20 protein-coding genes are annotated in these 23,503 nt (G+C 72.8%); 7 read left to right on the top strand and 13 right to left on the bottom strand.

The window, feature by feature from the left end:
* Nucleotides 1-257: 257 nt before the first annotated feature.
* The 3 genes from dusB (at nucleotide 258) to ACFXAE_RS18575 (ending at nucleotide 5,821) form a co-directional block, all read left to right on the top strand.
* Nucleotides 258-1,424, top strand: a complete 1,167-nt coding sequence (gene dusB, locus ACFXAE_RS18565; protein ID WP_384715514.1) for a tRNA dihydrouridine synthase DusB — start codon at nucleotides 258-260, stop codon at nucleotides 1,422-1,424.
* 825 nt (nucleotides 1,425-2,249) lie between these two features.
* The gene (gene ppdK, locus ACFXAE_RS18570) at nucleotides 2,250-4,970 is read left to right on the top strand and encodes a pyruvate, phosphate dikinase (RefSeq protein WP_384715517.1); all 2,721 of its coding nucleotides are present in this window, start codon (nucleotides 2,250-2,252) and stop codon (nucleotides 4,968-4,970) included.
* 227 nt (nucleotides 4,971-5,197) lie between these two features.
* A complete protein-coding gene (locus ACFXAE_RS18575) occupies nucleotides 5,198-5,821 on the top strand; it encodes a hypothetical protein (RefSeq protein ID WP_384715640.1) in 624 nt (207 codons plus the stop codon).
* Between the two features lie 32 nt (nucleotides 5,822-5,853).
* On the opposite strand, the gene ACFXAE_RS18580 is transcribed toward ACFXAE_RS18575, so the two are convergent.
* The 6 genes from ACFXAE_RS18580 to ACFXAE_RS18605 all read right to left on the bottom strand — a co-directional run bounded on the left by ACFXAE_RS18580 (nucleotide 5,854) and on the right by ACFXAE_RS18605 (nucleotide 13,069).
* Nucleotides 5,854-6,291 carry an LAETG motif-containing sortase-dependent surface protein gene (locus ACFXAE_RS18580; RefSeq protein WP_384715519.1) on the bottom strand — a complete coding sequence of 146 codons (438 nt, stop codon included), beginning with the start codon at nucleotides 6,289-6,291 and terminating at the stop codon, nucleotides 5,854-5,856.
* A 248-nt stretch (nucleotides 6,292-6,539) separates the two neighbouring features.
* Nucleotides 6,540-7,697: an alkaline phosphatase PhoX gene (locus ACFXAE_RS18585; RefSeq protein WP_384715522.1), complete on the bottom strand. Its 1,158-nt coding sequence runs from the start codon at nucleotides 7,695-7,697 to the stop codon at nucleotides 6,540-6,542.
* A 129-nt stretch (nucleotides 7,698-7,826) separates the two neighbouring features.
* On the bottom strand, nucleotides 7,827-8,774 hold the full coding sequence (locus ACFXAE_RS18590) for an SMP-30/gluconolactonase/LRE family protein (protein WP_384715525.1): 948 nt from the start codon (nucleotides 8,772-8,774) through the stop codon (nucleotides 7,827-7,829).
* Between the two features lie 124 nt (nucleotides 8,775-8,898).
* The gene (gene nirD, locus ACFXAE_RS18595) at nucleotides 8,899-9,249 is read right to left on the bottom strand and encodes a nitrite reductase small subunit NirD (RefSeq protein ID WP_384715528.1); all 351 of its coding nucleotides are present in this window, start codon (nucleotides 9,247-9,249) and stop codon (nucleotides 8,899-8,901) included.
* Nucleotides 9,246-11,852 carry a nitrite reductase large subunit NirB gene (nirB, locus tag ACFXAE_RS18600; protein ID WP_384715531.1) on the bottom strand — a complete coding sequence of 869 codons (2,607 nt, stop codon included), beginning with the start codon at nucleotides 11,850-11,852 and terminating at the stop codon, nucleotides 9,246-9,248. The genes nirD and nirB overlap by 4 nt, the downstream gene beginning before the upstream one ends.
* Complete coding sequence (locus ACFXAE_RS18605) at nucleotides 11,852-13,069, bottom strand: NAD(P)/FAD-dependent oxidoreductase (RefSeq protein ID WP_384715534.1); 1,218 nt, start codon at nucleotides 13,067-13,069, stop codon at nucleotides 11,852-11,854. The genes nirB and ACFXAE_RS18605 overlap by 1 nt, the downstream gene beginning before the upstream one ends.
* A 174-nt stretch (nucleotides 13,070-13,243) precedes the next feature.
* Here ACFXAE_RS18605 and ACFXAE_RS18610 point away from each other — a divergent pair, with 174 nt between their 5' ends.
* Nucleotides 13,244-14,026 (top strand): sulfite exporter TauE/SafE family protein, encoded by a 783-nt coding sequence (locus tag ACFXAE_RS18610; protein WP_384715537.1) that lies wholly within the window; start codon nucleotides 13,244-13,246, stop codon nucleotides 14,024-14,026.
* 569 nt (nucleotides 14,027-14,595) lie between these two features.
* Nucleotides 14,596-15,009 (top strand): winged helix-turn-helix transcriptional regulator, encoded by a 414-nt coding sequence (locus tag ACFXAE_RS18615; protein ID WP_384715540.1) that lies wholly within the window; start codon nucleotides 14,596-14,598, stop codon nucleotides 15,007-15,009.
* On the opposite strand, the gene ACFXAE_RS18620 is transcribed toward ACFXAE_RS18615, so the two are convergent.
* From ACFXAE_RS18620 to ACFXAE_RS18630, 3 genes are all read right to left on the bottom strand, one after another.
* Nucleotides 14,947-15,597 carry a class F sortase gene (locus ACFXAE_RS18620; protein ID WP_384715543.1) on the bottom strand — a complete coding sequence of 217 codons (651 nt, stop codon included), beginning with the start codon at nucleotides 15,595-15,597 and terminating at the stop codon, nucleotides 14,947-14,949. The genes ACFXAE_RS18615 and ACFXAE_RS18620 overlap by 63 nt on opposite strands.
* A gap of 116 nt (nucleotides 15,598-15,713) precedes the next feature.
* A complete protein-coding gene (locus tag ACFXAE_RS18625) occupies nucleotides 15,714-16,259 on the bottom strand; it encodes a hypothetical protein (RefSeq protein ID WP_384715546.1) in 546 nt (181 codons plus the stop codon).
* Between the two features lie 333 nt (nucleotides 16,260-16,592).
* A complete protein-coding gene (locus ACFXAE_RS18630) occupies nucleotides 16,593-16,919 on the bottom strand; it encodes a gamma-glutamylcyclotransferase (RefSeq protein WP_384715549.1) in 327 nt (108 codons plus the stop codon).
* A gap of 198 nt (nucleotides 16,920-17,117) precedes the next feature.
* On the opposite strand from ACFXAE_RS18630, the gene ACFXAE_RS18635 reads away from it, so the two are divergent.
* On the top strand, nucleotides 17,118-18,761 hold the full coding sequence (locus tag ACFXAE_RS18635) for a M4 family metallopeptidase (RefSeq protein WP_384715552.1): 1,644 nt from the start codon (nucleotides 17,118-17,120) through the stop codon (nucleotides 18,759-18,761).
* On the opposite strand, the gene ACFXAE_RS18640 is transcribed toward ACFXAE_RS18635, so the two are convergent.
* From ACFXAE_RS18640 to ACFXAE_RS18655, 4 genes are all read right to left on the bottom strand, one after another.
* Nucleotides 18,695-20,923, bottom strand: coding sequence for a molybdopterin oxidoreductase family protein (locus tag ACFXAE_RS18640; RefSeq protein ID WP_384715555.1), 2,229 nt, complete (start codon nucleotides 20,921-20,923; stop codon nucleotides 18,695-18,697). The genes ACFXAE_RS18635 and ACFXAE_RS18640 overlap by 67 nt on opposite strands.
* 113 nt (nucleotides 20,924-21,036) lie before the next feature.
* Nucleotides 21,037-21,438: a PIN domain-containing protein gene (locus tag ACFXAE_RS18645; RefSeq protein ID WP_384715558.1), complete on the bottom strand. Its 402-nt coding sequence runs from the start codon at nucleotides 21,436-21,438 to the stop codon at nucleotides 21,037-21,039.
* Nucleotides 21,435-21,683: a hypothetical protein gene (locus ACFXAE_RS18650; RefSeq protein ID WP_384715561.1), complete on the bottom strand. Its 249-nt coding sequence runs from the start codon at nucleotides 21,681-21,683 to the stop codon at nucleotides 21,435-21,437. The genes ACFXAE_RS18645 and ACFXAE_RS18650 overlap by 4 nt, the downstream gene beginning before the upstream one ends.
* Nucleotides 21,684-21,715: 32 nt before the next feature.
* A complete protein-coding gene (locus tag ACFXAE_RS18655) occupies nucleotides 21,716-22,420 on the bottom strand; it encodes a vancomycin high temperature exclusion protein (RefSeq protein WP_384715564.1) in 705 nt (234 codons plus the stop codon).
* Between the two features lie 212 nt (nucleotides 22,421-22,632).
* Here ACFXAE_RS18655 and ACFXAE_RS18660 point away from each other — a divergent pair, with 212 nt between their 5' ends.
* A complete protein-coding gene (locus ACFXAE_RS18660) occupies nucleotides 22,633-23,400 on the top strand; it encodes a sirohydrochlorin chelatase (RefSeq protein WP_384715567.1) in 768 nt (255 codons plus the stop codon).
* The last annotated feature ends 103 nt before the right edge of the window (nucleotides 23,401-23,503 follow it).

Genomic DNA, 23,503 nt, shown 5'->3' on the forward strand with positions numbered 1-23,503 from the left:
CGTTCGCGCGGCCCGGCGCCTGCGGCGGTCGACGCGGGGGGAGACGGGCGGGGCGACGTCGGGGGCCGTGTCGTCCCGGCTCACGATCAGCGGGCTCGTGCGGCGGATCGCGAGCACCGGCACGCGTCGGCCGTGGCCGGGCCCGGGCATGGGGGCCGTCGTCCGCGCATGCCGATGGTGCGGTGGGCCGACGACCGTTGCGCGATCTCCGTACGGCGGCGTACCGGGTGCCCCGTGGAGTGCGGGACAATGGGGGAATGTCCACGCCCACGCCCACCCTGAACACGGCCTCGCACACGACCCTGCGCATCGGCCCGTACGCGGCTGTGCCGCCCGTCGTGCTCGCCCCCATGGCCGGGATCACCAACGCGCCCTTCCGCACCCTGTGCAGGGAGTTCAGCGGCGGCAAGGGCCTGTTCGTCAGCGAGATGATCACCACCCGGGCGCTGGTCGAACGCAACGACAAGACCATGCAGCTGATCAGGTTCGACGAGAGCGAGAAGCCGCGCTCCATCCAGCTGTACGGCGTCGACCCGGCGACCGTGGGCAAGGCCGTCCGCATGATCGCGGAGGAGGGCCTCGCCGACCACATCGACCTCAACTTCGGCTGCCCGGTCCCCAAGGTGACCCGCAAAGGCGGCGGTTCGGCCCTCCCGTACAAGCGGAACCTGCTGCGCTCCATCCTGCGCGAGGCGGTCGGCGGGGCCGGGGACCTGCCGGTGACGATGAAGATGCGCAAGGGCATCGACGACGACCACCTGACCTACCTGGACGCCGGCCGGATCGCCGTCGAGGAGGGCGTGACCGCCATCGCGCTGCACGGCCGCACCGCCGCCCAGCACTACGGCGGCACCGCCGACTGGGACGCCATCGCCCGGCTGAAGGAGCACGTCCCGGAGATCCCGGTGCTCGGCAACGGCGACATCTGGTCGGCCCAGGACGCGCTCAGGATGGTGCGCGAGACCGGCTGCGACGGGGTGGTCGTGGGCCGCGGCTGTCTGGGGCGGCCGTGGCTGTTCGCGGATCTGGTGGCCGCCTTCGAGGGGCGCACCCAGGACCTCGCGCGACCCACCCTGCGCGAGGTCGCCGACGTCATGGTCCGGCACGCCACGCTGCTGGGGGAGTGGATCGGCGACGAGTCGCGCGGGGTGATCGACTTCCGCAAGCACGTCGCCTGGTACCTGAAGGGCTTCGCGGTCGGCTCGGAGATGCGCAAGCGGCTCGCGATCACCTCCTCGCTGGAGGAGTTGCGGGCCGGCCTCGACGAGCTGGACCTCGGCCAGCCCTGGCCGGCCGGCGCCGACGGGCCCCGCGGCCGTACGTCCGGCAACAACCGGGTGGTGCTGCCGGACGGCTGGCTGAAGGACCCGTACGACTGCGCCGGCGTCGGCGAGGACGCGGAACTGGACACCTCCGGCGGCTGATCGGCCCTCGGTGGGGCGCGGGACGGAGCCGCGGGCCGTCAGGAAGCGGTCGCGGGCCGAGCTCGTCCGCCACACGGGCGCGTCCTTCGTGAACGCCGCCTCGCGGCCGGGTGACCCACGCCGTCCCCGCGCCCCGGTGATCGCCTCCGCCGGGGTCCGGGTGAACCCGGCCGGGCCGGAGAGCCGGGGGCGGCGTTCGGCATCAGGAGGGCGCCGACGAGGGCGGCGGCGAGGGCGTGCAGCGTCCGGCGGAGGGTGCGGGCGGCGACGGGGTGCGCGTCGCGCGCGTCGCGCAGGCGTGCGAGGACAGGCCACCCGGAGGCCCCTTCCGTACCGGCTCCGGTGGGAGGCGGACCCGGCGTGGGGGTCCGGGTCCGCCGTCGTTCCGTACGGGCGGGATGAACGGCGCGTTCATCCGACCGGCGGGTTTCGGGTGCCGGGACCGGTCCGCATGGTGGAATCCGGCTCGCTGTGGCAGCGTGATTCTCGCCACCCTTGATAAGGGTTGCGCTCAGATGAGCGGATCTTGAGCGGCTGCACTTCTCAAAGGGTGGCACTGAGTGCCACCCTTTGATCGTTCAGCGAGCGAAATCAAACGTGGAGATTGTCGCTCATGTGAGCGCACGAGGGGTCGCCGGGAAGGTTGGTGTGTTCAAGAAATGAAAACACTCGGCCGTCATGGCTTGCCAGGCTTTGACTTTCGATCCGCTGGCGGACGAGTGGTTACAGGCGCATGACGCACAAGTGGACGTACCCAAATGCCTTTGATCTGGGTACATTCCTCGCCGTCAGGGCAGCCACCGCGTCCTCGAGGAGTCGAGACCCGTGTCGGAAAACAAAGATCCCCACGTAGCGAAGTTCGTTTACGACTTCACCGAGGGCAACAAGGACCTGAAGGACCTGCTCGGCGGCAAGGGCGCCAACCTCGCCGAGATGACCAACCTGGGCCTTCCCGTCCCGCCCGGCTTCACCATCACCACCGAGGCCTGCAAGACCTACCTCGACAGTGGCGAGGAGCCGGCGGCACTGCGTGACGAGGTGAGTGCGCACCTCGACGCCCTCGAAGCGACCATGGGCAAGAAGCTCGGCCAGGCCGACAACCCCCTCCTCGTGTCGGTCCGCTCCGGGGCGAAGTTCTCCATGCCGGGCATGATGGACACCGTCCTCAACATCGGTCTGTCCGACAAGTCCGTGCAGGGCCTCGCCCGGCAGGCCGGCGACGACCGGTTCGCCTGGGACTCCTACCGGCGCCTCATCCAGATGTTCGGCAAGACCGTCCTCGGCGTCGACGGCGAGCTGTTCGAGGACGCGCTGGAGGCGGCGAAGGCGGCCAAGAAGGTCACCGTCGACACCGAGCTGGAGGCCGCCGACCTCAAGAAGCTCGTCACCAAGTTCAAGAAGATCGTCAAGACCGAGGCCGGCCGGGACTTCCCGCAGGACCCGCGCGAGCAGATGGACCTCGCCATCAAGGCGGTCTTCGACTCCTGGAACGGCGACCGCGCCAAGCTCTACCGCCGCCAGGAGCGCATCCCGCACGACCTGGGCACCGCCGTCAACGTCTGCTCCATGGTCTTCGGCAACCTCGGTCCGGACTCCGGCACGGGTGTCGCGTTCACGAGGGACCCCGCCAGTGGCCACCAGGGCGTCTACGGCGACTACCTGCAGAACGCGCAGGGCGAGGACGTGGTCGCGGGCATCCGCAACACCGTGCCGCTCGCGGAGCTGGAGTCGATCGACAAGAAGTCGTACGACCAGCTCATGCAGATCATGGAGACCCTGGAGAACCACTACAAGGACCTCTGCGACATCGAGTTCACCATCGAGCGCGGCCAGCTGTGGATGCTCCAGACCCGCGTCGGCAAGCGCACGGCGGGCGCGGCCTTCCGCATCGCCACCCAGCTGGTGGACCAGGGCCTGATCGACGAGGCCGAGGCGCTCGCCCGCGTCAACGGCGCCCAGCTCGCCCAGCTGATGTTCCCGCGCTTCGACGAGGACGCGAAGGTGGAACAGGTCGGACGCGGCATCGCGGCCTCCCCGGGCGCCGCGGTCGGCAAGGCGGTCTTCGACTCCTACACCGCCGTGAAGTGGTCGCGTTCCGGCGAGAAGGTCATCCTGATCCGCCGCGAGACCAACCCCGACGACCTGGACGGCATGATCGCCGCCGAGGGCATCCTCACCTCGCGCGGCGGCAAGACCTCCCACGCGGCCGTCGTCGCACGCGGCATGGGCAAGACCTGTGTGTGCGGCGCGGAGGAGCTGGAGGTCGACACCAAGCGCCGCCGGATGACGGTCCCCGGCGGGCACGTGGTCGAGGAGGGCGACGTCGTCTCCATCGACGGCTCGTCCGGCAAGGTCTACCTGGGCGAGGTCCCGGTCGTCCCCTCCCCGGTCGTGGAGTACTTCGAGGGCCGGATGCACCCGGGCGCCGACGACGCCGACGAGCTGGTCGAGGCCGTGCACCGGATGATGGCCTTCGCCGACCGCAAGCGCCGGCTGCGGGTGCGCGCCAACGCCGACAACGCCGAGGACGCGCTGCGGGCCCGTCGCTTCGGCGCCCAGGGCATCGGCCTGTGCCGCACCGAACACATGTTCCTCGGCGACCGGCGCGAGCTGGTGGAGCGGCTGATCCTGGCCGACACCGAGACCGAGCGCGAGGAGTCCCTGAAGGCCCTGCTGCCCCTCCAGAAGCGGGACTTCGTGGAACTCTTCGAGGCGATGGACGGCCTCCCGGTCACCGTCCGCCTGCTCGATCCGCCGCTGCACGAGTTCCTGCCCGACATCACCGAGCTGTCGGTCCGCGTCGCGCTCGCCGAGTCCCGCCAGGAACCGCACGAGAACGAGCTGCGCCTGCTCCAGGCCGTGCACCGGCTGCACGAGCAGAACCCGATGCTGGGTCTGCGCGGTGTCCGTCTCGGCCTCGTCATCCCGGGCCTGTTCACCATGCAGGTGCGGGCCATCGCGGAGGCGGCGGCCGAGCGCCGGGCGGCCAAGTGCGACCCGCGCGCGGAGATCATGATCCCGCTCGTCGGCACGGTCCAGGAGCTGGAGATCGTCCGCGAGGAGGCCGACCAGGTCATCGCCGAGGTCGAGCAGGCCACCGGCACCTCGCTCAAGCTCGCCATCGGCACGATGATCGAGCTGCCGCGCGCCGCGCTGACCGCCGGTCAGATCGCCGAGGCGGCGGAGTTCTTCTCCTTCGGCACCAACGACCTCACCCAGACGGTGTGGGGCTTCTCCCGGGACGACGTGGAGGCCTCGTTCTTCACGGCGTACCTGGAGAAGGGCATCTTCGGGGTGTCGCCGTTCGAGACGATCGACAAGGACGGCGTGGGCTCGCTGGTCGCCGCCGCCGCGAAGGCCGGCCGCGCGACCCGCCCCGACCTGAAGCTCGGCGTCTGCGGCGAGCACGGCGGCGACCCGGAGTCGGTGCACTTCTTCCACGAGGTCGGCCTGGACTACGTCTCCTGCTCCCCGTTCCGCATCCCGGTCGCCCGCCTGGAGGCCGGCCGCGCGGCGGTCACGTCGACGGGCAGCGACCACCGCTGAGCCCTCCGGGGCCCGTTGAACCCCGGAGCCGTTGCCTGTCACCCGACCACCCTCACCGATCGGCAGCGGCTCCGGACCACGAAAGAGAGGGCGGCACCCGTGCGGGGGTGCCGCCCTTTCGTGTGTGTAGTGTCCGGTCCCGGAACGTACGGACCGCTACGGCGGGGAACGCGGGGGACCCAGTGCCACTCGGCATGCGCAGGAGCAGCATCAGGCCGTTGAGCAGTATGGGCGGGTACGCCGTCGACCCCTGGCGGTCGGTGCGGCGCACGGCCGGGGTGGTGGTGTTCGGGTGGGCCGCCGCGGCCGTCACCGCGGGGGCGTCGTACCTGGCGCTGCGCTGGGTGTGGGTGCCCATTGCCGTGGGGGTTCCGCTGTGTCTGGGGTTCGCCGTAGCCCTGATGCTGCTCCATCGCGCGGGGTGGATCGCCCTGCTGTCCTTCGTGCCGGGGCTGTTCGTCCTCGTCGGGGCCGTCCAGTACGCGCCCGAGGCGGCGTTGGAGGTGCGCGGGGTGCGGGAGGGCGTGGTGATCGTGGCGGACAGTGTGGACGGGACGGGCGGCGACAATCACCGGTTCACGCTGCGTACGGCGGACGGGGAGGAACTGGAGGAGCGGCTCACCTACAACGGTGACGGCTCGGGTCTGGAGGTGGGGGACCGGCTCGATGTCCTCCGCGACCCGGAGGGTGTGGCGCCCATGGAGCAGGCGGACGAGGTGGACGCCGCGGGGCGGCTGGGCGGTCTGATCGGCGGCCTCGTGGCGTGGACGCTCCTGGCACTCCTCGCCGGGCGGCGCGGGCATGTGCGCCGGCGGCGGGGGAAGACCGACTCCCTGCTGCTGTCCCTGTAGGGGCGGGGAGCCGGTCTTCACGCGGTACGGCGTCAGCGGGCGTCGTCGCGGCGCCTGCGGGCCGCGATCATCACGCCGCCGCCCAGGAGGACGACGGCCGCGCCGCCGGCCGCGATGTACGGCGTGGCGTCGCTGCCGCCGGTCTCGGCGAGGTCGGTGCCGCCGCCCTGTTCCTCGCTGTCGGAGCCGGTGGCCTCGGTGTTCCCGGTGTCGTCGCCGGTGTCGCTCCCGGTCTCCTCGTGGGGCGTGAAGTCCGCGGGCGGCTTGTCGCAGCCGATGCCGTCGCCGTCGCGGTCCAGGTGCTCGCCGTAGTGGGGGCTGCTCGCGGGGATGTTGGCGTGCCCGTTCTCGTACGCCTCGGAACAGTTCTCGAACGGGGTGTTGCCGCCGTGCGCCTCGGCGGTGGCCGGTACGGCGGCCAGGGCGAGCGCGGCGAGGACCGCGGCGGTGGAGGTACGGAACGGGTGCATGGTGAGGAGTCCCCCCGGATCGGGTGATTGCGTGTGCTTGGTACGAGGGTGACGAAGTTACTGGGAGGCTCGCGCCGGGTGGGGCATATGAAAGGCTTGTGATGCGAACGTGACGTGACCGGAGGGTAGCTCTCCGCCACCGGGACCGCGACGGGACAGGGAAGGAAGGGCGGCACCCGCGCGGGGCGCCGCCCTTCCTCCTCACGTCCGCGGGCCGCCGGTCGCGGCCGGTGCCGTCGTCGTCCCCGTTACGACCGGAAGGGGCCCCGCACCTCGTACGTGATCCCGCCCGACGAACTCCCGCTCGTGCCGCGCTGGCTGGAGAAGTACAGGCGGGTGCCGTCCGGGGAGAAGGCCGGGCCGGTGATCTCGGAGCCCGACTGGCCGGCGACGCGCAGGAACGGGGCCACCACGTCGTCGGGCGTGATGACGCAGATCTCCATGGTGCCGCCGTCCTCGGCCACGAAGAGGTCACCGGAGGCGGCGCCGGTGACGTTGTCGACGCCCGTCAGGGGAGCGCCGCCGCCCGTCACCAGCGAGTCGTCGTAGGCGAGTTCGACGGTCTGGGCGGACGCGTCGTACTGCCAGACGCGGTTGTCGCCCTTCGTGGTGAACCAGCAGGTGTCGTTCGCGTAGTAGCAGCCCTCACCGCCGTTGAAGCGCTTGGCGCCGGAGACCTGGTTGCGGGTGGCGGTGGCGCCGGACGGGTCCGGGACCCGCGCCCAGCTCACCGGGCCGCTGGTGCCGCTGCCGCCGACCAGCACCTCCAGCGTGCCCGACGACAGGTCGCCCCAGGTGGTGGGCCGGAAGCGGTAGAAGCAGCCGTCCGAGACGTCCTCCGTCAGGTACACGACCCTGCGCACCGGGTCGGCCGCCGCCGCCTCGTGCTTGAAGCGGCCCATCGCGTCACGGCGGACGGCCGCCTTCACGCCCCACGGGTCGGTCTCGTAGACATACCCGCGGTCCACCTCCTCGCAGGACAGCCAGGTGTTCCACGGGGTCTTCCCGCCCGCGCAGTTCTGCCGGGTGCCGGACAGGACGCGGTACGCGCCCGTGATGGCGCCGGTGGCCGAGAACTTCAGCGCGCTCGCCCCGCCCGACGGGTTGATCTCCGAGTTGGAGACGTAGATCCAGCCCGACCCGTCCGCGTAACAGGCGCCGCCGTCGGGGGCGTTGTGCCAGGTGTACGAGGTGCCGGTGACCGTTCGCCCGGAGCGGGCGACCACCCGGCCGGTGAAACCGGCCGGCAGGCTGATGCCGTTGGCGTCCGCCGCCCCGAGCGGACCGTACGGGCCGCTGCCGGGCTGGGCGGGCGCGGCGTACGCCGCGCCGCGCCACAGGGTCCCGCCGAGCACGGAGGAGGTGCCGCCTACGGCGGCCGCACGAAGGAAGGTACGACGTTCCACTGTCGCTCCAAGGGTGCCGTGACCGTCCCGCCACCGGTCGGCGGCGGGAGCGTGCGGTCAGGGAACCTAGGGGCGCGGAATGGACGCTTCATGACCGGGGGCGTACCGGCGGATGACCATCCCAGGGGCCTACAGGGGCACGGCCACCGCCGTGAACGTCGTCTGTGGGGTCTGCGGGCTGGTGAAACGGGCGTTGACCAGGTAGAGGCGGTCGCGGAAGCGGGCCGCGGTGGCGGGGACGTCGAAGCGCGGGTCGGTGATCGAGCGGCGCAGGGTCGCCGTGGTGGCCCGGGCGTCCAGGTCGAAGACGGTCACCACGTTCAGCCGGTTCTGCACCACGTACAGGGTGCGGCCGACGCGGACCAGGCCGTCGCCGCCCACCACGTTCTCCGCGCCGGACAGGGCGATGCGGGTGGCGCGCCCGGTGCGCAGGCTCACGCGGTACAGCTCGCCCGGGGTGCTCTTGACCACGATCACGTCGCGCCCGTCGGGTGCGCTGACGATGCCGTTGGCGTTGTTGACGTCCGGCAGCTGCTCCCAGTCGCCGGTGAGCGGCAGGGTGCGAACGCTGCCGCCCCGGCCGCGCGGGACGCCGTACAGGACCGCGTCGCGGGAGTCGGTGAACCAGGCGCGGTCCCGGAAGAGGACGACGTCGTTGACGAAGTGACCGGTGGGAGCGGTGAGTTCGTACGTACTCCGCAGCTCGCCGGTGCGGGCGTCGACGACGCGCGCGGTGCCGCCGCCACCGCCGGCGACGTACAGCAGGCCGTCGTCGCCCAGCTTGAGGCCGATGGCCACGAGGCCGGGGGCGCCCTCGTGGAGGACCGCGCCCTCTCCGGTGCGCAGGTCGGTGCGGTAGACCGAGCCGTCGGCGCGGGAGCCCAGGTAGGCGTACGGCGCGCCGCCGATGGTGATGCCCTCGGGCAGCCAGCCGTCCGGCAGCGGGAACTCGGTCGGCCAGGCGGGCCGGTGGCCGGCGGCCTGCGCCGTACCGGTGCCGGCCGCCACCGCCAACGCGGTGACGGCGGCACCGCCGAGCAGGGTGCGCCGAGAAGGGCGGGTGTGCTTCCGGATCATGGTTCGGTCCTCCGTCACGGATGGGGTGGAACCTGGAACGCGGGCGCAACCGATGTAACCCGATGAACCAGGCCCCAGGGACGGAACGACCCGGACCCGACAGGAACTCGACAGGCCCGGCCGGTTACGCCGCCTTCACCTCGTACGCCGTCACCCGTACCGTCTCGTCGTCCAGGCACTGGCCCGACTCCAGGTCGAAGCGCTGCTTCAGGAGCGGGGAGGCGACGAAGGGGCGGCCCTGGTGGGTGCCGGTCAGGCCGCGGGAGAGGACCGCGGCGCCGGTGAAGGGGTCACGGTTGTCGATGGCGAAGAGCCGGCCCGTGCGGTCGGTGAACACGGCGATCTGGCGGCCGTCGGGCAGCAGGGCCGCCACCCCGCGGCCCGGGAGCAGCGCGCTCAGGTCGCAGACCGTGAACCAGCCGTCCGCAAGACGGAGCCGGACCTTCAGGTCGGTGGTCTCCAGTGCCAGGGTCATCGCGAGGCGCTTCCTTCCAGGATGTCGTCGGCGGGTCGCAGGCCGATGTTCAGCAGCGGCAGGTCGGGCTTCATCTGGTCGCGCTCGGGGACGAAGGCGACCACCGGGTCGGGGGTGTCGGGGGCGTTCACGAAGGACACGAAGCGGGCCAGCTTCTCGGGGTCGTTGATGGTCTCGGCCCACTCGTCGCGGTAGTGCGAGACATGGGCGGCCATCAGGGTCTCCAGTTCGTCGCAGATGCCGAGCGAGTCGTGGACGACGACGTCCCGCACGTGGTCCAGGCCACCGGGGATGCGGTCCAGCCAGACGCTGGTGCGCTCCAGGCGGTCCGCGGTGCGGATGTAGAACATCAGGAACCGGTCGATCAGACGGATCAGTTCGGCGTCGGAGAGGTCCTGCCCGAGCAGGTCGGCGTGGCGCGGGGTGGCGCCGCCGTTGCCGCCGACGTAGAGGTTCCAGCCGCCCGCGGTGGCGATGACGCCGAAGTCCTTCGACTGGGCCTCCGCGCACTCGCGCTGGCAGCCGGAGACCGCCGACTTGAGCTTGTGCGGGGAGCGCAGCCCCCGGTAGCGCAGCTCCAGGTCGATCGCCATGCGCACGGAGTCCTGGACGCCGTACCGGCACCAGGTCTGCCCGACACAGGACTTCACCGTGCGCAGGGACTTGCCGTAGGCGTGGCCGGACTCGAAGCCGGCGTCGACCAGGCGGGCCCAGATGACGGGCAGTTGCTCCACCCGCGCGCCGAACATGTCGATGCGCTGGCCGCCGGTGATCTTCGTGTAGAGGCCGAAGTCGCGGGCGATCTCGCCGATCACGATCAGCTTCTCCGGGGCGATCTCACCGCCGGGGATGCGGGGCACGACCGAGTACGAGCCGTTCTTCTGCAGGTTGGCCAGGAAGTGGTCGTTGGTGTCCTGCAGCGCCGCCTGCTCGCCGTCCAGGACGTGCGTGCTCGCGCCGATCGCCGGGGCGAGGGAGGCGATGATCGAGCCGACCGTCGGCTTGCAGACCTCGCAGCCGTCGCCGCCCCGGGCGCCCTGGCGGCCGTGCCGGTCGAGCAGGTCCCGGAAGGAGGTGACGCGCAGGGCGAGGACGATCTCGTACAGCTCCTCGCGGGTCTGGGAGAAGCAGCCGCACAGGCCCTTGTCGACCTCGACGCCGCTCGCCTCCAGCTCGGCGTTGATCAGCTGGCCGAGGACCTTGACGCAACTGCCGCACGTCGTACCGGCCTTGGTGCACTTCTTCACCTCGGGCACGGTGGTGCACCGGTGCTCGGTGACCGCCTCGCGGATCGTGCCCTTGCGGACGTTGTTGCAGGAGCAGATGATCGCGTCGTCCGGCAGCGCGGACGGGCCGAGCTGCACGGGCGCCCCGGCGCCGGCCGGCAGCACCAGCGACTCGGGCGAGACCGGCGGGACGGAGCCGGTGAAGGCCTTCAGCGTGCCGTACGTCTCCGCGTCGCCGACCAGGATGCCGCCGAGCAGTGTGCCGTCCCGGCCGATGACCAGCTTCTTGTACAGGCCGGAGCGGGAGTCGGAGTAGACGACGTCCAGGCAGTCCTCGGTGGTGCCGTGGGCGTCGCCGAAGGACGCCACGTCCACGCCGAGCAGCTTCAGCTTGGTGGACAGGTCGGCGCCGGTGAACGCGGACTCGTCCTCGGCGATCGTCGCCGCGACCGTCTCGGCCTGCTCGTAACCGGGCGCGACCAGGCCGTACACCCGGCCGTCGGCGGCCAGCGCGCACTCGCCGATCGCGAACACGTGCGGGTCGGTGACCGTACGGCACTGCTCGTCGACCGCGATGCCGCCGCGCTCGCCGACCGTCAGACCGCAGGCGCGGGCCAGTTGGTCGCGGGGGCGGACACCGGCGGAGAACACCACCAGGTCGGTGGCGAGTTCGGAACCGTCCGACAGCCTCATCCCGGTGACCGCGCCGTCCTCGCCGACCACGATCTCCTGGGTGCCGACGCCGGTGTGGACGGACAGGCCCATCTCCTCGATGGTGCGCAGCAGTGCCGCGCCGCCGCCCTCGTCGACCTGGACGGGCATCAGCCGGGGCGCGAACTCCACGATGTGGGAGGTGAGTCCGAGGCCCTTGAGCGCGCCCGCCGCCTCCAGGCCGAGCAGACCGCCGCCGACCACGGCACCGGTCGTCGACTTCCTCGCGTACTCCTCGATCGCGAGCAGGTCCTCGATCGTGCGGTAGACGAAACAGCCCTCGGCGTCCTTGTTCGGCACCGGCGGAACGAACGGGTAGGAGCCGGTGGCCAGGACCAGGACGTCGTAGTCGACGGTCAGCCCGGAGCGGGCCGTCACCCGGCGCGCCGCGCGGTCGACCGTCTCCGCCGGGTCGCCGACGTGCAGTTCGATGCCGTGCGTCTCGAGGAACGCCGGGTCCGTCATGGACAGGTCCTCGGGCGTCTTCCCCGAGAAGTACGAGGTGAGCTGGACCCGGTCGTACGCCGGGCGCGGTTCCTCGCACAGCACGACCACGCGGTGCGTGGCGGTCAGGCCGCGCTCGGCGAGGGCCTCCAGGAAACGCTGGCCGACCATGCCGTGGCCGACGAGCACGATCGTGGGGGATGCCCCGGGAGTGGCGGTCATCAGGAGCCTCCATCATGGGTGAGCAGGTGGAGCAGGGGCCCGCCGTCGGAGGGGAGCGGCTCTGCTCCCTCCCAGGCGCGCGCGAGGGCGCCGACGGTGCCGAGTTCGCCGACGAGGACCCCGCCGACCAGGCGGTCGTCGCGGACGACGACCTTGCGGTAGGTGCCCCGGGTGTGGTCGGTGAGCTGGACGACGTCGTCGCCCGGCAGTGCCTCGGTCTCGCCGAAGGCGGCCAGGTCGAAGGGGTCGTCCGGTCCGGTGAGGGTGAGCCGGGTCAGGGAGCGGGTGCCGGTGTAGCGGGAGCCCGTGTCCCCGGCGAGCAGCGCGGCGAGCGCGTCGGCCTGTTCGAGGGCCGGGGCGGCCAGCCCGTACACCGTGCCGGCGTGCTGGGCGCAGTCGCCGACGGCGTGGATGTACGGGTCGGAGGTGCGCAGCTCGTCGTCGACGACGACGCCCTTGCGGACGTCGAGCCCCGCCGCCTGCGCGAGGCCGGTGCGCGGGTGCACCCCGCAGGCCAGCACCACGAGGTCGGCGTCGAGGGCGTAGCCGTCGGCCATCTCCACCGAGCGGACCGCGCCGCCGACGCAGCGCACGTCCCGCACCCGGCACTCGGTGTGCGTCTCCACGCCGAGGCCGGTCAGGTGCCGCTCGACGAGTTTGGACGCGGCCGGGTCCAGCTGACGTTCCATGAGCCGCTCGGACTGCTGGGCGAGGACGACCTGCGCGCCGCGCACGGCGAGCGCGCGGGCCGCGGAGACCCCGAGCAGCCCGCCGCCGATCACCACCGCCCGCACCCCGGGCCGTACCGCCTTGGCCAGGCCCAGGCAGTCGTCCAGGGTGCGGAACGCGTGCACGCCCTCGGGCAGCTCGTGGTCCTCGGTGAACAGGCCCCGCAGCGGCGGCAGTACGGGGTTGGAGCCGGTGGCCAGGACCAGCCTGTCGTATGCGATCACCGACCCGTCCGCGCAGGCGACGGACCGCCCGGCGCGGTCGATGCGGGTGACCCGGGCGCGGGTCAGCTCCGCGGGCGCCGGCAGGGCGATCACCTCGGGGCTGTACCGCCCGGCCAGCACCTCGGCGAGCAGCACCCGGTTGTACGGGCGGTGCTCCTCCTCGCCGACCAGCGTCACGGGCGTGCCGAGCTCGCCGAGCCGCCGGGCGAGTCGTACGCCCGCGAGGCCGGAGCCGATCACCACCACACGATCGTTCGAGGTCATGTTCCTGAGCGTGCGGTGCGGGTGTTACCCGGTGGCATCCCCTCTGTTTCCCGCGCGGAACGCTGCCCTCAGCGAGGGGACGCGGTGGATGTGAGGAGACCGGCCCCGGCGGCAACCTCAAGTAACGCTCATCTTGATGGACGCAGCATCTATCCCGTCCCTAGGCTCACGGCCATGCCCGACATCTCCCTGACCACGGTCGTCCTGCTCTGTCTGGCCGCCCTTGCCGCCGGCTGGATCGACGCCGTGGTCGGCGGCGGCGGGCTGCTGCTCCTGCCCGCCCTGCTGCTCGGCCTGCCCGCCGGCACCCCCGCCGCGCACGCGCTCGGCACCAACAAGGCGGTCGCGATCGTGGGCACCACGGGCGCGGCGGTGACGTACGCCCGCAAGGCGCCGGTCGACGTGAAGACCGCCGTGCGCATCGGCCTGGCGGCCCTCGCCGGATCGTCGGGCGGGGCGTTCTTCGCGGCCGGGATGAGCACCGAGGTCCTCAAACCGGTGATCATGGTGGTGCTGCTCGCCGTCGCCGCCTTCGTGATCCTGCGCCCCGCCTTCGGCACGGCCCCCGCCACCGGCCCGGCGACCCGCCGCCGGATCCTCGCCGCGATCGGCCTGGCCGGCCTCGGCATCGGCTTCTACGACGGCCTCATCGGCCCCGGCACCGGTACGTTCCTCGTCCTGGCGCTCACCGCCCTGCTCCACCTCGACCTGGTCACCGCCTCCGCCACCGCCAAGATCGTCAACTGCTGCACCAACGCGGGCGCGCTCGCGATGTTCGCCTGGCAGGGCGCGGTGCTGTGGCAGCTGTCGGCGCTGATGGCGGTGTTCAACCTGGCGGGCGGCACGCTCGGCGCGCACACGGCCCTGAAGAAGGGCAGCGGCTTCGTCCGCGTCGTCCTGCTGACGGTCGTCTTCGCCCTGGTGGCGAACCTGGCGTACGAGCAGTGGCTGGCCTGAGTGACACGCCGGGTGATCAAGGTGACTGACGTACGCCCGTACGGGTCAGGCTCCAGCGCCGTCCCGTGACGCGGGCGGCCGGTGCCGGGGAGCGCCGGAGAACAGAACACGAGTGGGGGAGACGACGGCCGAGGACGTCGGACCGTCCGGGACGTGGCCGTTGGGGAAGGCCGCACCGCTGGTCGGAGCGGGCGCGCCGGTCGGCTCGCCGTGGAGTTCCACCGACTGGGGTGGTCGTCCGCTCCCGGCGGCAGTTGTGGCGGCAGCTGCGGTCCCTGCCCGAAGGGCACGACGCCGGCCCTCGTCCCGACGTCCGTGCTCACCGTCGTGGGCTTCATCGGGCTCGCCCCTGCCCGGCGGCGAGCCAGGCCCCGGCCGGCGCGGTGCCCGTGGCACCGGTGCCGAGGAGGGTCGGGGGAGCGCGGGAAGCGGGAGCGGTGGCAGGGTGTTGTCGGTCAGGGCGACTAGGCTCGCCGCGGGGGGAAGGACCTGCTGCAAGTACGTACTTCGAAATGGGTGCTTGCTCCCGGGAAAGGGTGCGGGCAGCGCGAGCGGACGGGGTGGCGGAGATGGCGACGGTACGGCGGCCGGGCGGGTACGTGTGCGGGATCGACGCGGCGATGGACGTGATCGGCGGCAAGTGGAAGGTGCTCATCCTCTGGGAGCTGGGCGAACGGCCGCACCGCTTCGGCGAGCTGCGCCGGGAACTGCCCGGGATCACCGAGAAGGTGCTCGCCTCGCACCTGCGGGAGATGGAGGCCGACGGCATCGTGCACCGCGAGGAGTACGACGAGGTGCCGCCCCGCGTCGAGTACTCGCTGACGCCGCGAGGGATGTCCCTCAACGCGGCGCTGGAGCCGCTCGGGGCCTGGGGACGGGAGAACGTGCTGGGGGACGCGTACCGCGGGGTGCCGGGCGGTTCAGCGGCTGCCGGTCAGGTGCGCGTAGACGACGACGTTGCCCTGGTAGCCGGTCGTCCGTGACCAGCTCCCGCCGCAGGTGATGACCCGCAGCTCGGGGCGGGGCGCCGCGCCGTACACCTTCCCGTCGGGGAAGCCCCGCGCGTCGTACACCTCGACGGCGTCCACCGTGAACACCGCGACGCCGCCGTCGCGGCGGTCCACCTCGATGGTGCTGCCCTTGCGCAGGGCGCCGAGGGAGTAGAAGACGGCGGGGCCGTCGGCGTTGTCGACGTGGCCCGCGACGATCGCGGTGCCCGTCTCGCCGGGGGTGGTGCCGGCCTCGTACCAGCCGGCCAGGTTCTCGCGGCCGGCCGGGGGGACGTCGAGGCTGCCGGTGCTCGTCAGGCCGAGGCCGGTCAGGGGCGCGTCCACGCCGATCGCGGGGATGCGGATGCGGTCGGGAGGGGAGGGCGGCAGGGCAGGGGGCGAGCTCCGGCCCGCGCTGCGGTCGTCGTTCCCCGTGTGCGCCTGGGCGGCGGACGGCTGCGGCGGCGCCTGTGTCCCGGTCCCGTCGCGCAGCAGCCACATCCCCGCGCACAGGGCGAGCACCGTGACGGCGGTTATCGCTGCGTTGCCCGGACCCCCGGTCCGGCGGAACCTGCGGCGCATGGTGGACTGACCTCGTCTCGAGTCGGCCCCGTGCCCCCTCCGGGCCGCGAGGGGCGTCGGACCCGGAGGGGGAGGGGACATGCGGTACCGGCGGGACGGGCGGCGGAGGGTGCCCGTCAGATCCCGTCGCCTCTCGCCCGGCGATGCAGGAGCCAGGTACCGCCCGCGGCGGCGACGGCGAGAGCCGTCACACCGGCCGCGGTCTGCACGGGGTCGGGGCCCAGCGCGCCTCCGACCCCCGTCTTCACACTCCCCCGGGGAACCATCTGCCGCGCGTCGGGCGTCAGCGTGACCACCAGGTCACCGGCCACCCGCCGGCCGCTCCCGTCACACGTCGCGACGATCTCGTACGTCCCCGGCTGCGCGCTCGGCGGCACCCTGAACTGTCCGATCGCGTCCTGTTCGTGCGCGCTCGGCGCCAGCGTGAACCGGCCGGCGCCCACGGCGGTGGCGTCGCCCGCCGCCGTCCCGCCGTCGCCGCACGCCCCGGTGTTCACCGTGACGTGCGATCCCGGCGCGGCCGAGGACGGGTACACCTCCAGGCTCCCGGCCGGCGTGCCGTGGGACTCCCCGGCGTACGCGGGCGCGGCGAGCAGCCCCGCGGTGGCCACGGCGAGCGCGGTGCCGGTCATGCCGGTCAGCGGCCGGGGGGTACGTCGCATCGGTGCTCCCTCGAGCGGGCCACGGCCCGCGGCACCCCCATGTGCCGCCGTCGGACGTGTCCCTGCCCCTTCGAGGTAAGTGCCACCGGGGCCGTACCGCTTCCTGAGCAGACGTCAGGACGCGGGCTGAACGGGTGTCGGACCGCACCCGGACGGCCGTCCCCTTCGCCGCGTTTCAGCAGGTCACCGGTGTCGCGTCGATCCGGACGCGGTGAAGCACCCGAAGGGTGCGGCGCACGGGGGTGAACGGGTGACCGGCGGGTCCGCGAGGACCGCGTGCGGGGAGGCGGATGCGGGGGGAGCGCGCACCGGGGTGCTGCCGGCGACATACCGTCACGCCCGGACCGCCGTGCCGTCGTCGGCCCGGACGGCGTTCCGCGCCGCCCGCTCGTGGAGACCGCGTGGATCGTCCGGCACGTACTCCTCCGGCCGGTCCGGTTCGGCGGGCAGCCCCGCGTACGCCTCCGGGAGCGCGGTCACCGGCTCCCCGCTCACCACGCCCTCCGACTCCTCGACGGCGTACGGATGTCCGGGTCCCCCGTACAGCACCGCGCCCCGGAGCCGGCCGGGTTCCTCGCTCGGGGTGCGGCCGCGCGGGAAGGGGCCGTGGTGGCGCTCGCCGGGGCGGAGGGCGCCGTGGACGAAGAAGAGGAGGAGCACTCGTTCACCTGCGCGGACGGTCGGCTGAGTCCGCCTGCACGGAAGTGCCACCGGAGCCTTGCAGGAACGATTCCCACCCCTCACACACCCCCACATTCGCGCTATGGACATGACAGACCGGGCACCACTTGAATCGCGGTCAACATCAGCGCCGCCCCACCCCCCACCTGCGTCGGGGCGCCCGTTCCAGGAGACCGCTTGAGCCCGATACGGCATGCCCGAGGAGCCCGTCTCATCACCGCCGGCGCCACCGTCACCAGCGCCGCACTGCTGGCCGCCGCACTCTCCCCCACCGCCGGTGCGGCCGACCGCCCGACCCGCGCCGCCGCCGTCGACAACGCCGCGGCCGTCCTCGCGGACCACGCCACCGCCCTGGGGATCACCGCGGCCCAGCAGACGAAGGTCGAGGACGTCGTCGTCGACGAGGACGGCACCCAGCACGTCCGCTACGACCGCACCTACCGCCGACTGCCGGTCCTCGGTGGCGACTTCGTGCTCCACCTGGCCCCGGACGGCAGCTACCGGAGCGTCTCGCGCGCGACCCGCGCCGCCGTCGACCTCCCCACCGTCACCCCGGAGCTCGCCGCACCCGAGGCCGCCGACCTCGCGGCGAACGCCCTGCGCGCCGTCCACCTCGGCGAGACCCTGGACAACCTCACCGCGAAGCCGCAGTTGGTGGTCGACGCCCTGCACGGCGCCCCGAGGCTGGCCTGGCGTACCGACGCGATCGCCCAGGACCCCCTCGGCAACCCGGTCGCGCGCACCGTGCTGACCGACGCGCACACCGGAACCCGCATCGACGCCTGGGACAGCCTCGAGAACGCCTCCGGCGACGGCGAGTCCCTGTACGGCGGCACGGTCCCGCTGGAGACGACACCCACGGCGTCCGGGTACGAACTGAAGGACCCCACCCGCGGCGGTACTTACACCGGCGACGCGGGCAACAGGACCGACCTGTGCGTACTCGTCGTCTGTCTCGGCCGCGCCGCCGCCCCCGTCCTCACCGACGCCGACAACCACTGGGGCAGCGGTGACACCTCCGACCGCGCCACGGTCGCGGTGGACGCGCAGTACGGCACCGACGTCACCTGGGACTACTACGAGGACGTCCACGGCCGCCGGGGCATCGCGGGCGACGGCAAGGGCTCGTACAACCGGGTGCACTACGGCAACGACTACAACAACGCCTTCTGGGACGACCGTTGCTTCTGCATGACGTACGGCGACGGTGACGGCGAGCTGATGGGCCCGCTGGTGTCGCTGGACGTGGCCGGGCACGAGATGACCCACGGGGTGACCTCGAAGACGGCCGGCCTGACGTACTCGGGCGAGTCCGGCGGCCTGAACGAGGCGACCTCCGACATCTTCGGCACGCTGGTGGAGTTCCACGCGGCCAATCCCGAGGACACCGGTGACTGGCTGATCGGCGAGGAGATCGTCCGGGACGGCTTCGGCCGGGACGCCCTGCGGTACATGGACGAGCCGTCCAAGGACGGCAAGTCGGCGGACTGCTGGGACACCTCGGTGAAGGACCTGGACGTCCACTACTCGTCCGGCGTCGCCAACCACTTCGCGTACCTGCTCGCCGAGGGCAGCGGCGCCAAGACCGTGGGCGGTGTCGCCCACTCCGCGCCCACCTGCGACGGCTCCACGGTCACCGGTATCGGCCGCGCCGCGCTCGGCAGGATCTGGTACCGCGCCCTCACGGTGTACATGACCTCCTCGACCGACTACGCGGCCGCCCGCACGGCGACCCTGGACGCGGCCGAGGACCTCTACGGCGAGGGCGGCGCGGAGTACGCGGCGGTCGCGGCGGCGTGGAGCGCGGTCGGCGTGGACTGACCGGACCGCGCGGGCCGTACGGCCTCCAGGCGGACCGCGCACGCCTTGAACTCCGGCATGCGGGAGACCGGGTCGAGGGCGGGGTTGGTGAGGGTGTTGGCGCGGCCCTCACCGGCCCAGTGGAACGGCATGAAGACCGTGTCCGGCCGGATCGCGGTCGTGATCCTGGCCGGCGCCACCGCCCGCCCCCGCCGGGACACCACGGCCACCGGGTCGCCCTCGGCCGTGCCGATCCGCTCCGCGAGCCGGGGATGCAGCTCCACGAACGGGCCGGGCGCGGCGGCGTTCAGCTCGTCGACGCGCCGGGTCTGGGCACCGGACTGGTACTGCGCGACGACCCGCCCGGTGGTCAGCAGCACGGGGTACTCGTCGTCGGGCTCCTCGGCGGCCGCCCGGTGCGACACCGGCGCGAACCGTGCCCGCCCGTCCTCGGTGGCGAACCGGTCGAGGAAGAGGCGGGGGGTGCCGGGGTGGACGCCGGCCGTCGGGCTTCCGGTCGTCGGGTCCCCGGCCGTCGGGCTCCCGGTCGCGGGGTCCCCGTCCGCCGGGCACGGCCAGAACACACCGTTCTCCTCCGCCAGCCTGCGGTAGGTGATCCCGGAGTAGTCCGCGGGCCCGCCCGCACTCGCCCGGCGCAGCTCCTCGAAGACCTCCTCGGGATCGGTCGGGAACCTCTTCTCCGGGCTCCCTTCCCCACCCAGCCGCGCCGCCAGCTCGTGCATGACCTCCAGGTCGCTGCGGACGCCCTCCGGCGGCGTGATCGCGCGCCGCCGCAGCAGCACCCGCCCCTCCAGGTTCGTCGTCGTCCCCGTCTCCTCCGCCCACTGCGTCACCGGCAGGACGACATCGGCGAGCGCGGCCGTCTCCGACAGCACGACGTCGCACACCGCCAGGAAGTCCAGCGAGCGGATTCGCTCCTCGACGTGCGCGGCGCGCGGCGCCGACACCACCGGGTTGGAGCCCATCAGCAGCAGCGAGCGGACGTCCGTGCCGAGCGCGTCGAGCAGCTCGTACGCGCTGCGCCCCGGCCCGGGAAGGCTGTCGGGGTCGACGCCCCACACCCCGGCGACGTGCGCCCGCGCCGCCGGGTCGGTGAGCTTGCGGTAACCGGGCAACTGGTCGGCCTTCTGGCCGTGTTCGCGCCCGCCCTGCCCGTTGCCCTGCCCGGTCAGACACCCGTACCCGGACAGCGGGCGGCCCGCCCGCCCCGTCGCCAGGCACAGGTTGATCCACGCGCCCACCGTGTCCGTGCCCTTGGACTGCTGCTCGGGCCCGCGCGCGGTGAGCACCATCGCGGCCTCCGGCTCGCAGAACAGCCTTACCCCTTCCCGCAGTTGCGGTACGGACACGCCCGTGATCCGCTCCACGTACTCCGGCCAGTGCGCCATCGCGGCGGCCCGGGTCTCCTCCCAGCCGCGGGTGCGCTCCTGGATGTACGTCTCGTCGGTGTGCCCCTCGGCGACGATCAGGTGCAGCAGTCCCAGCGCCAGCGCGAGATCGGTGCCGGGCCGCGGCGCCAGGTGCAGATCGGCCTGCTCGGCGGTCTTCGTGCGGCGCGGGTCGACGACGATCAGCGTGCCGCCGTTCTCCCTCAGCTCGGTGAAGTACCGCAGCGACGGAGGCATGGTCTCCGCCGGGTTCGACCCGACGAGGATGACGCACCCGGTCCGCGGGATGTCCTCCAGCGGAAACGGCAGCCCGCGGTCCAGTCCGAACGCCCTGCCGCCCGCCGCCGCGGCCGACGACATGCAGAACCGCCCGTTGTAGTCGATCTGGGAGGTCCCCAGCACCACCCGGGCGAACTTCCCCAGGCTGTACGCCTTCTCGTTGGTCAGCCCGCCGCCGCCGAACACCCCGACCGCGTCCGCCCCGTACTCCGCCCGCGTCCGCCCGAGCCCCTCGGCGACCCGCCCCAGCGCCTCCTCCCAGGAGGCCGGCACCAGCGTGCCCCCCTCGGACCGCACCAGCGGCGAGGTCAGCCGCACGCTCGACGACAGCACGGCCGGAGCCGTACGCCCCTTCCCGCACAGCGCCCCCCGGTTCACCGGGAAGTCCGCGCGCTCACTCACCTCGACGGCTCTCCCGTCCGGGGTCGGCGTCAGGTTCATCCCGCACTGCAGGGCGCAGTAGGGGCAGTGCGTGGGCGTCACGGTGTCTCGCATACGACCCAGGCTGCGCCGTCGGTGTTACGCACCGCACCGGCCGTTGTTACACGCCCGGTACGGCGACCTCCCCGCTGACGGCGGCCCGCGGTGAGGCGTCGGCGGGGAGCCGCTCAGACGCCGACGAGCCGGATGCGGTCACCGCACAGCCGGGACATGTCGTCGATGTCGGACGTCAGTAGGACCACCGGACCCGGCTGGCGCAGTGCCGTCTCGGCCACCGTCGCGTCGATCGCGTACTTGTGCCCGTGCAGGCCAGCGGCCTTGAGCAGTTCCGCCGCCGCTTTCGCCGTCTGCTCGGTCACCGGCTCGACCCTGACGCGGGACAGCGCCCATCGCAGCCGGGCCGTGTTCACCCGCGCGTGACTCACTTCCACGATGGTGTTGGCCCCGACGACGAAATCGGCCCCCGCCGCATGGAACACCTGGAACATCGCGGCGGTCTTGCGATCCTGGGCGATCCAGGCGGAGAGGCCCTCGGAGTCCAGGACGACGGTCTCGACGTGCCCGCTCACGCAGCGCTCGCCGACCCCTCGGCACCGGTGTTCCCGAAGATCCGGGAGCGGGCCTCCGCCAGCTCCTCATCGGTGAAGGCTCCGTACTCCTCCTGATGGCGCAGCAGATCGGCCCCGAGCAACTGGTGCCGCAACTGACGCGCCACCGCTTCGGCGACGTAGCCGGAGACGTTGTCGGTGAGCTTCTTCAGTTCGGTGACCTGCTCCGTCGGGAGCGTCACCGTGATCCGCGTCGTGTCCGCCATGGGTAGGAGCATACTGAAGTATGCGCGTCTCGTCAGTCCGGTGTCCCCGAATCGTGGACGTCGGCCAGCGCCCGCTCCACCCCCGGCTCCTTCGGGCCCAGGAAGTGCGGATCCGGGCGGAAGGCGGCGTCCAGTGCCGCCTTCCCCGCCGCGAAGACCTCCCGGACGCCCCCGTAGTACCAGGTCACGTCGTGCCGGTCGTCGACGCCGACGCCGTACGAGGCGACCCCGGCCGCCTCGCACAGGGCCACCGCGCGGCGGATGTGGAAGCCCTGGCTGATCAGCACCGCACGGTCCACGCCGAAGATCCTCTTCGCGCGGACGCAGGAGTCCCAGGTGTCGAAGCCCGCGTAGTCGCTGACGATCCTCGTGCCGGGAACGCCGTGCCGGGTCAGGTACGCGCGCATCGCGTCCGGCTCGTCGTACTCCTCGCGGCTGTTGTCGCCGGTGACCAGCACCACCTCGATCCGCCCCGCCCGGTACAGCTCCGCCGCCGCGTCCAGCCGGTGCGCGAGGTACGGCGACGGCTCCCCGTCCCACAGGCCCGCGCCGAAGACCACGGCGACGTCGGTGCGCGGCACGTCGGCGACGGTGCGCAGCCGGTCGTCCGTCGTCACGCGCAGCCAGGTCGCCGGAAGCAGCGCCAGTACGCACACCGCCGCCGCCCCCTGCACCAGCCGTCGCCATCCCGTACGGGTACGCGGCAGACGCGGGCGGCGGACTCTGAAACGGCGCATCGGACGGGCCCTCCCCGGTCGGTCCTCGACCGGGGAAGACGCCCCGCAGAGCCTTCCGGTTCACGTCACGGGCTGTGACCAGCTTCACGGCTTGGGATGAACCCACAGGTCAAACCGCCTCACACCCGCCGCCGTCCACATGGTGAACGACCGGAAAACACCCGTCACGCCCGCGCAACGGGAAGGCAACGTGCCGCATCCACGATCGGTGCATGACGGCGCACACCATGAACCGCCCCTCCCTCGTCGTCGTGGCCCACGGCAGCCGCGACCCGCGCGCGCTGGGCACCGTACGGCAGCTCCTGGACCGCGTCCGCGCACTGCGGCCGGGCCTGCCCGTGCACCTGGGCCACATCGAGCTGAACGCACCCCTGCTCCCCGACACCCTCGCCGAACTGGACGCGCACGGCACCGGGGCCGCCGTCCTCGTACCGCTGCTGCTCAGCCGGGGCCACCACGTCAAGCGGGACATCCCCGACATGGCCGCCGGGGCGCGGCTGCACACGCGCGTGGCCGCACCGCTCGGCCCGCACCCCCTGCTCGTGGACGCCCTGCACGCCCGCCTCACCGAGGCCGGCTGGCGCACCCCGGCGGACGCGGCGACCCGCCGCGCGAGCGGGATCGTGCTCGCCGCCGCCGGCTCCCGCGATCCCGAGTCGAGGGTCGACACGGGCCGCACCGCGCGGCTGCTCGCCGAACGCCTCGGCGTCCCCGTCGTCCCCGCCTACGCCTCCGCCGCCGCCCCCACGGTCCCCGACGCCGTCCGCGCCCTGGCCGCCCGGGGCCGTCACCGCGTGGCCGTCGCCTCCTACTTCACCGCCCCCGGCCGCTTCGCCACGGAGTGCGCGGCGGCGGCACCCGGTATCGCCTCCGCCCCCCTGGCCACCCACCCCGCGATGGCCCACCTCCTCCTCCACCGCTACGACCAGGCCCTGCGGACCCCGTCCGCGCCTCTCCTGGAACTGGCGTCGGCTTCCTGAAGGGGCCGGCCCTCGAAGGGGCGCGGGGAACCGCGCGAAGGGGGTCCGGGGGCGCACCCCCCGGGGACGGGACGGGAAGGGGCGGCGGGGGCGAGGAAAACCG

This window comes from Streptomyces sp. NPDC059454 (assembly GCF_042749965.1).
Classification (GTDB): Bacteria; Actinomycetota; Actinomycetes; order Streptomycetales; family Streptomycetaceae; genus Streptomyces.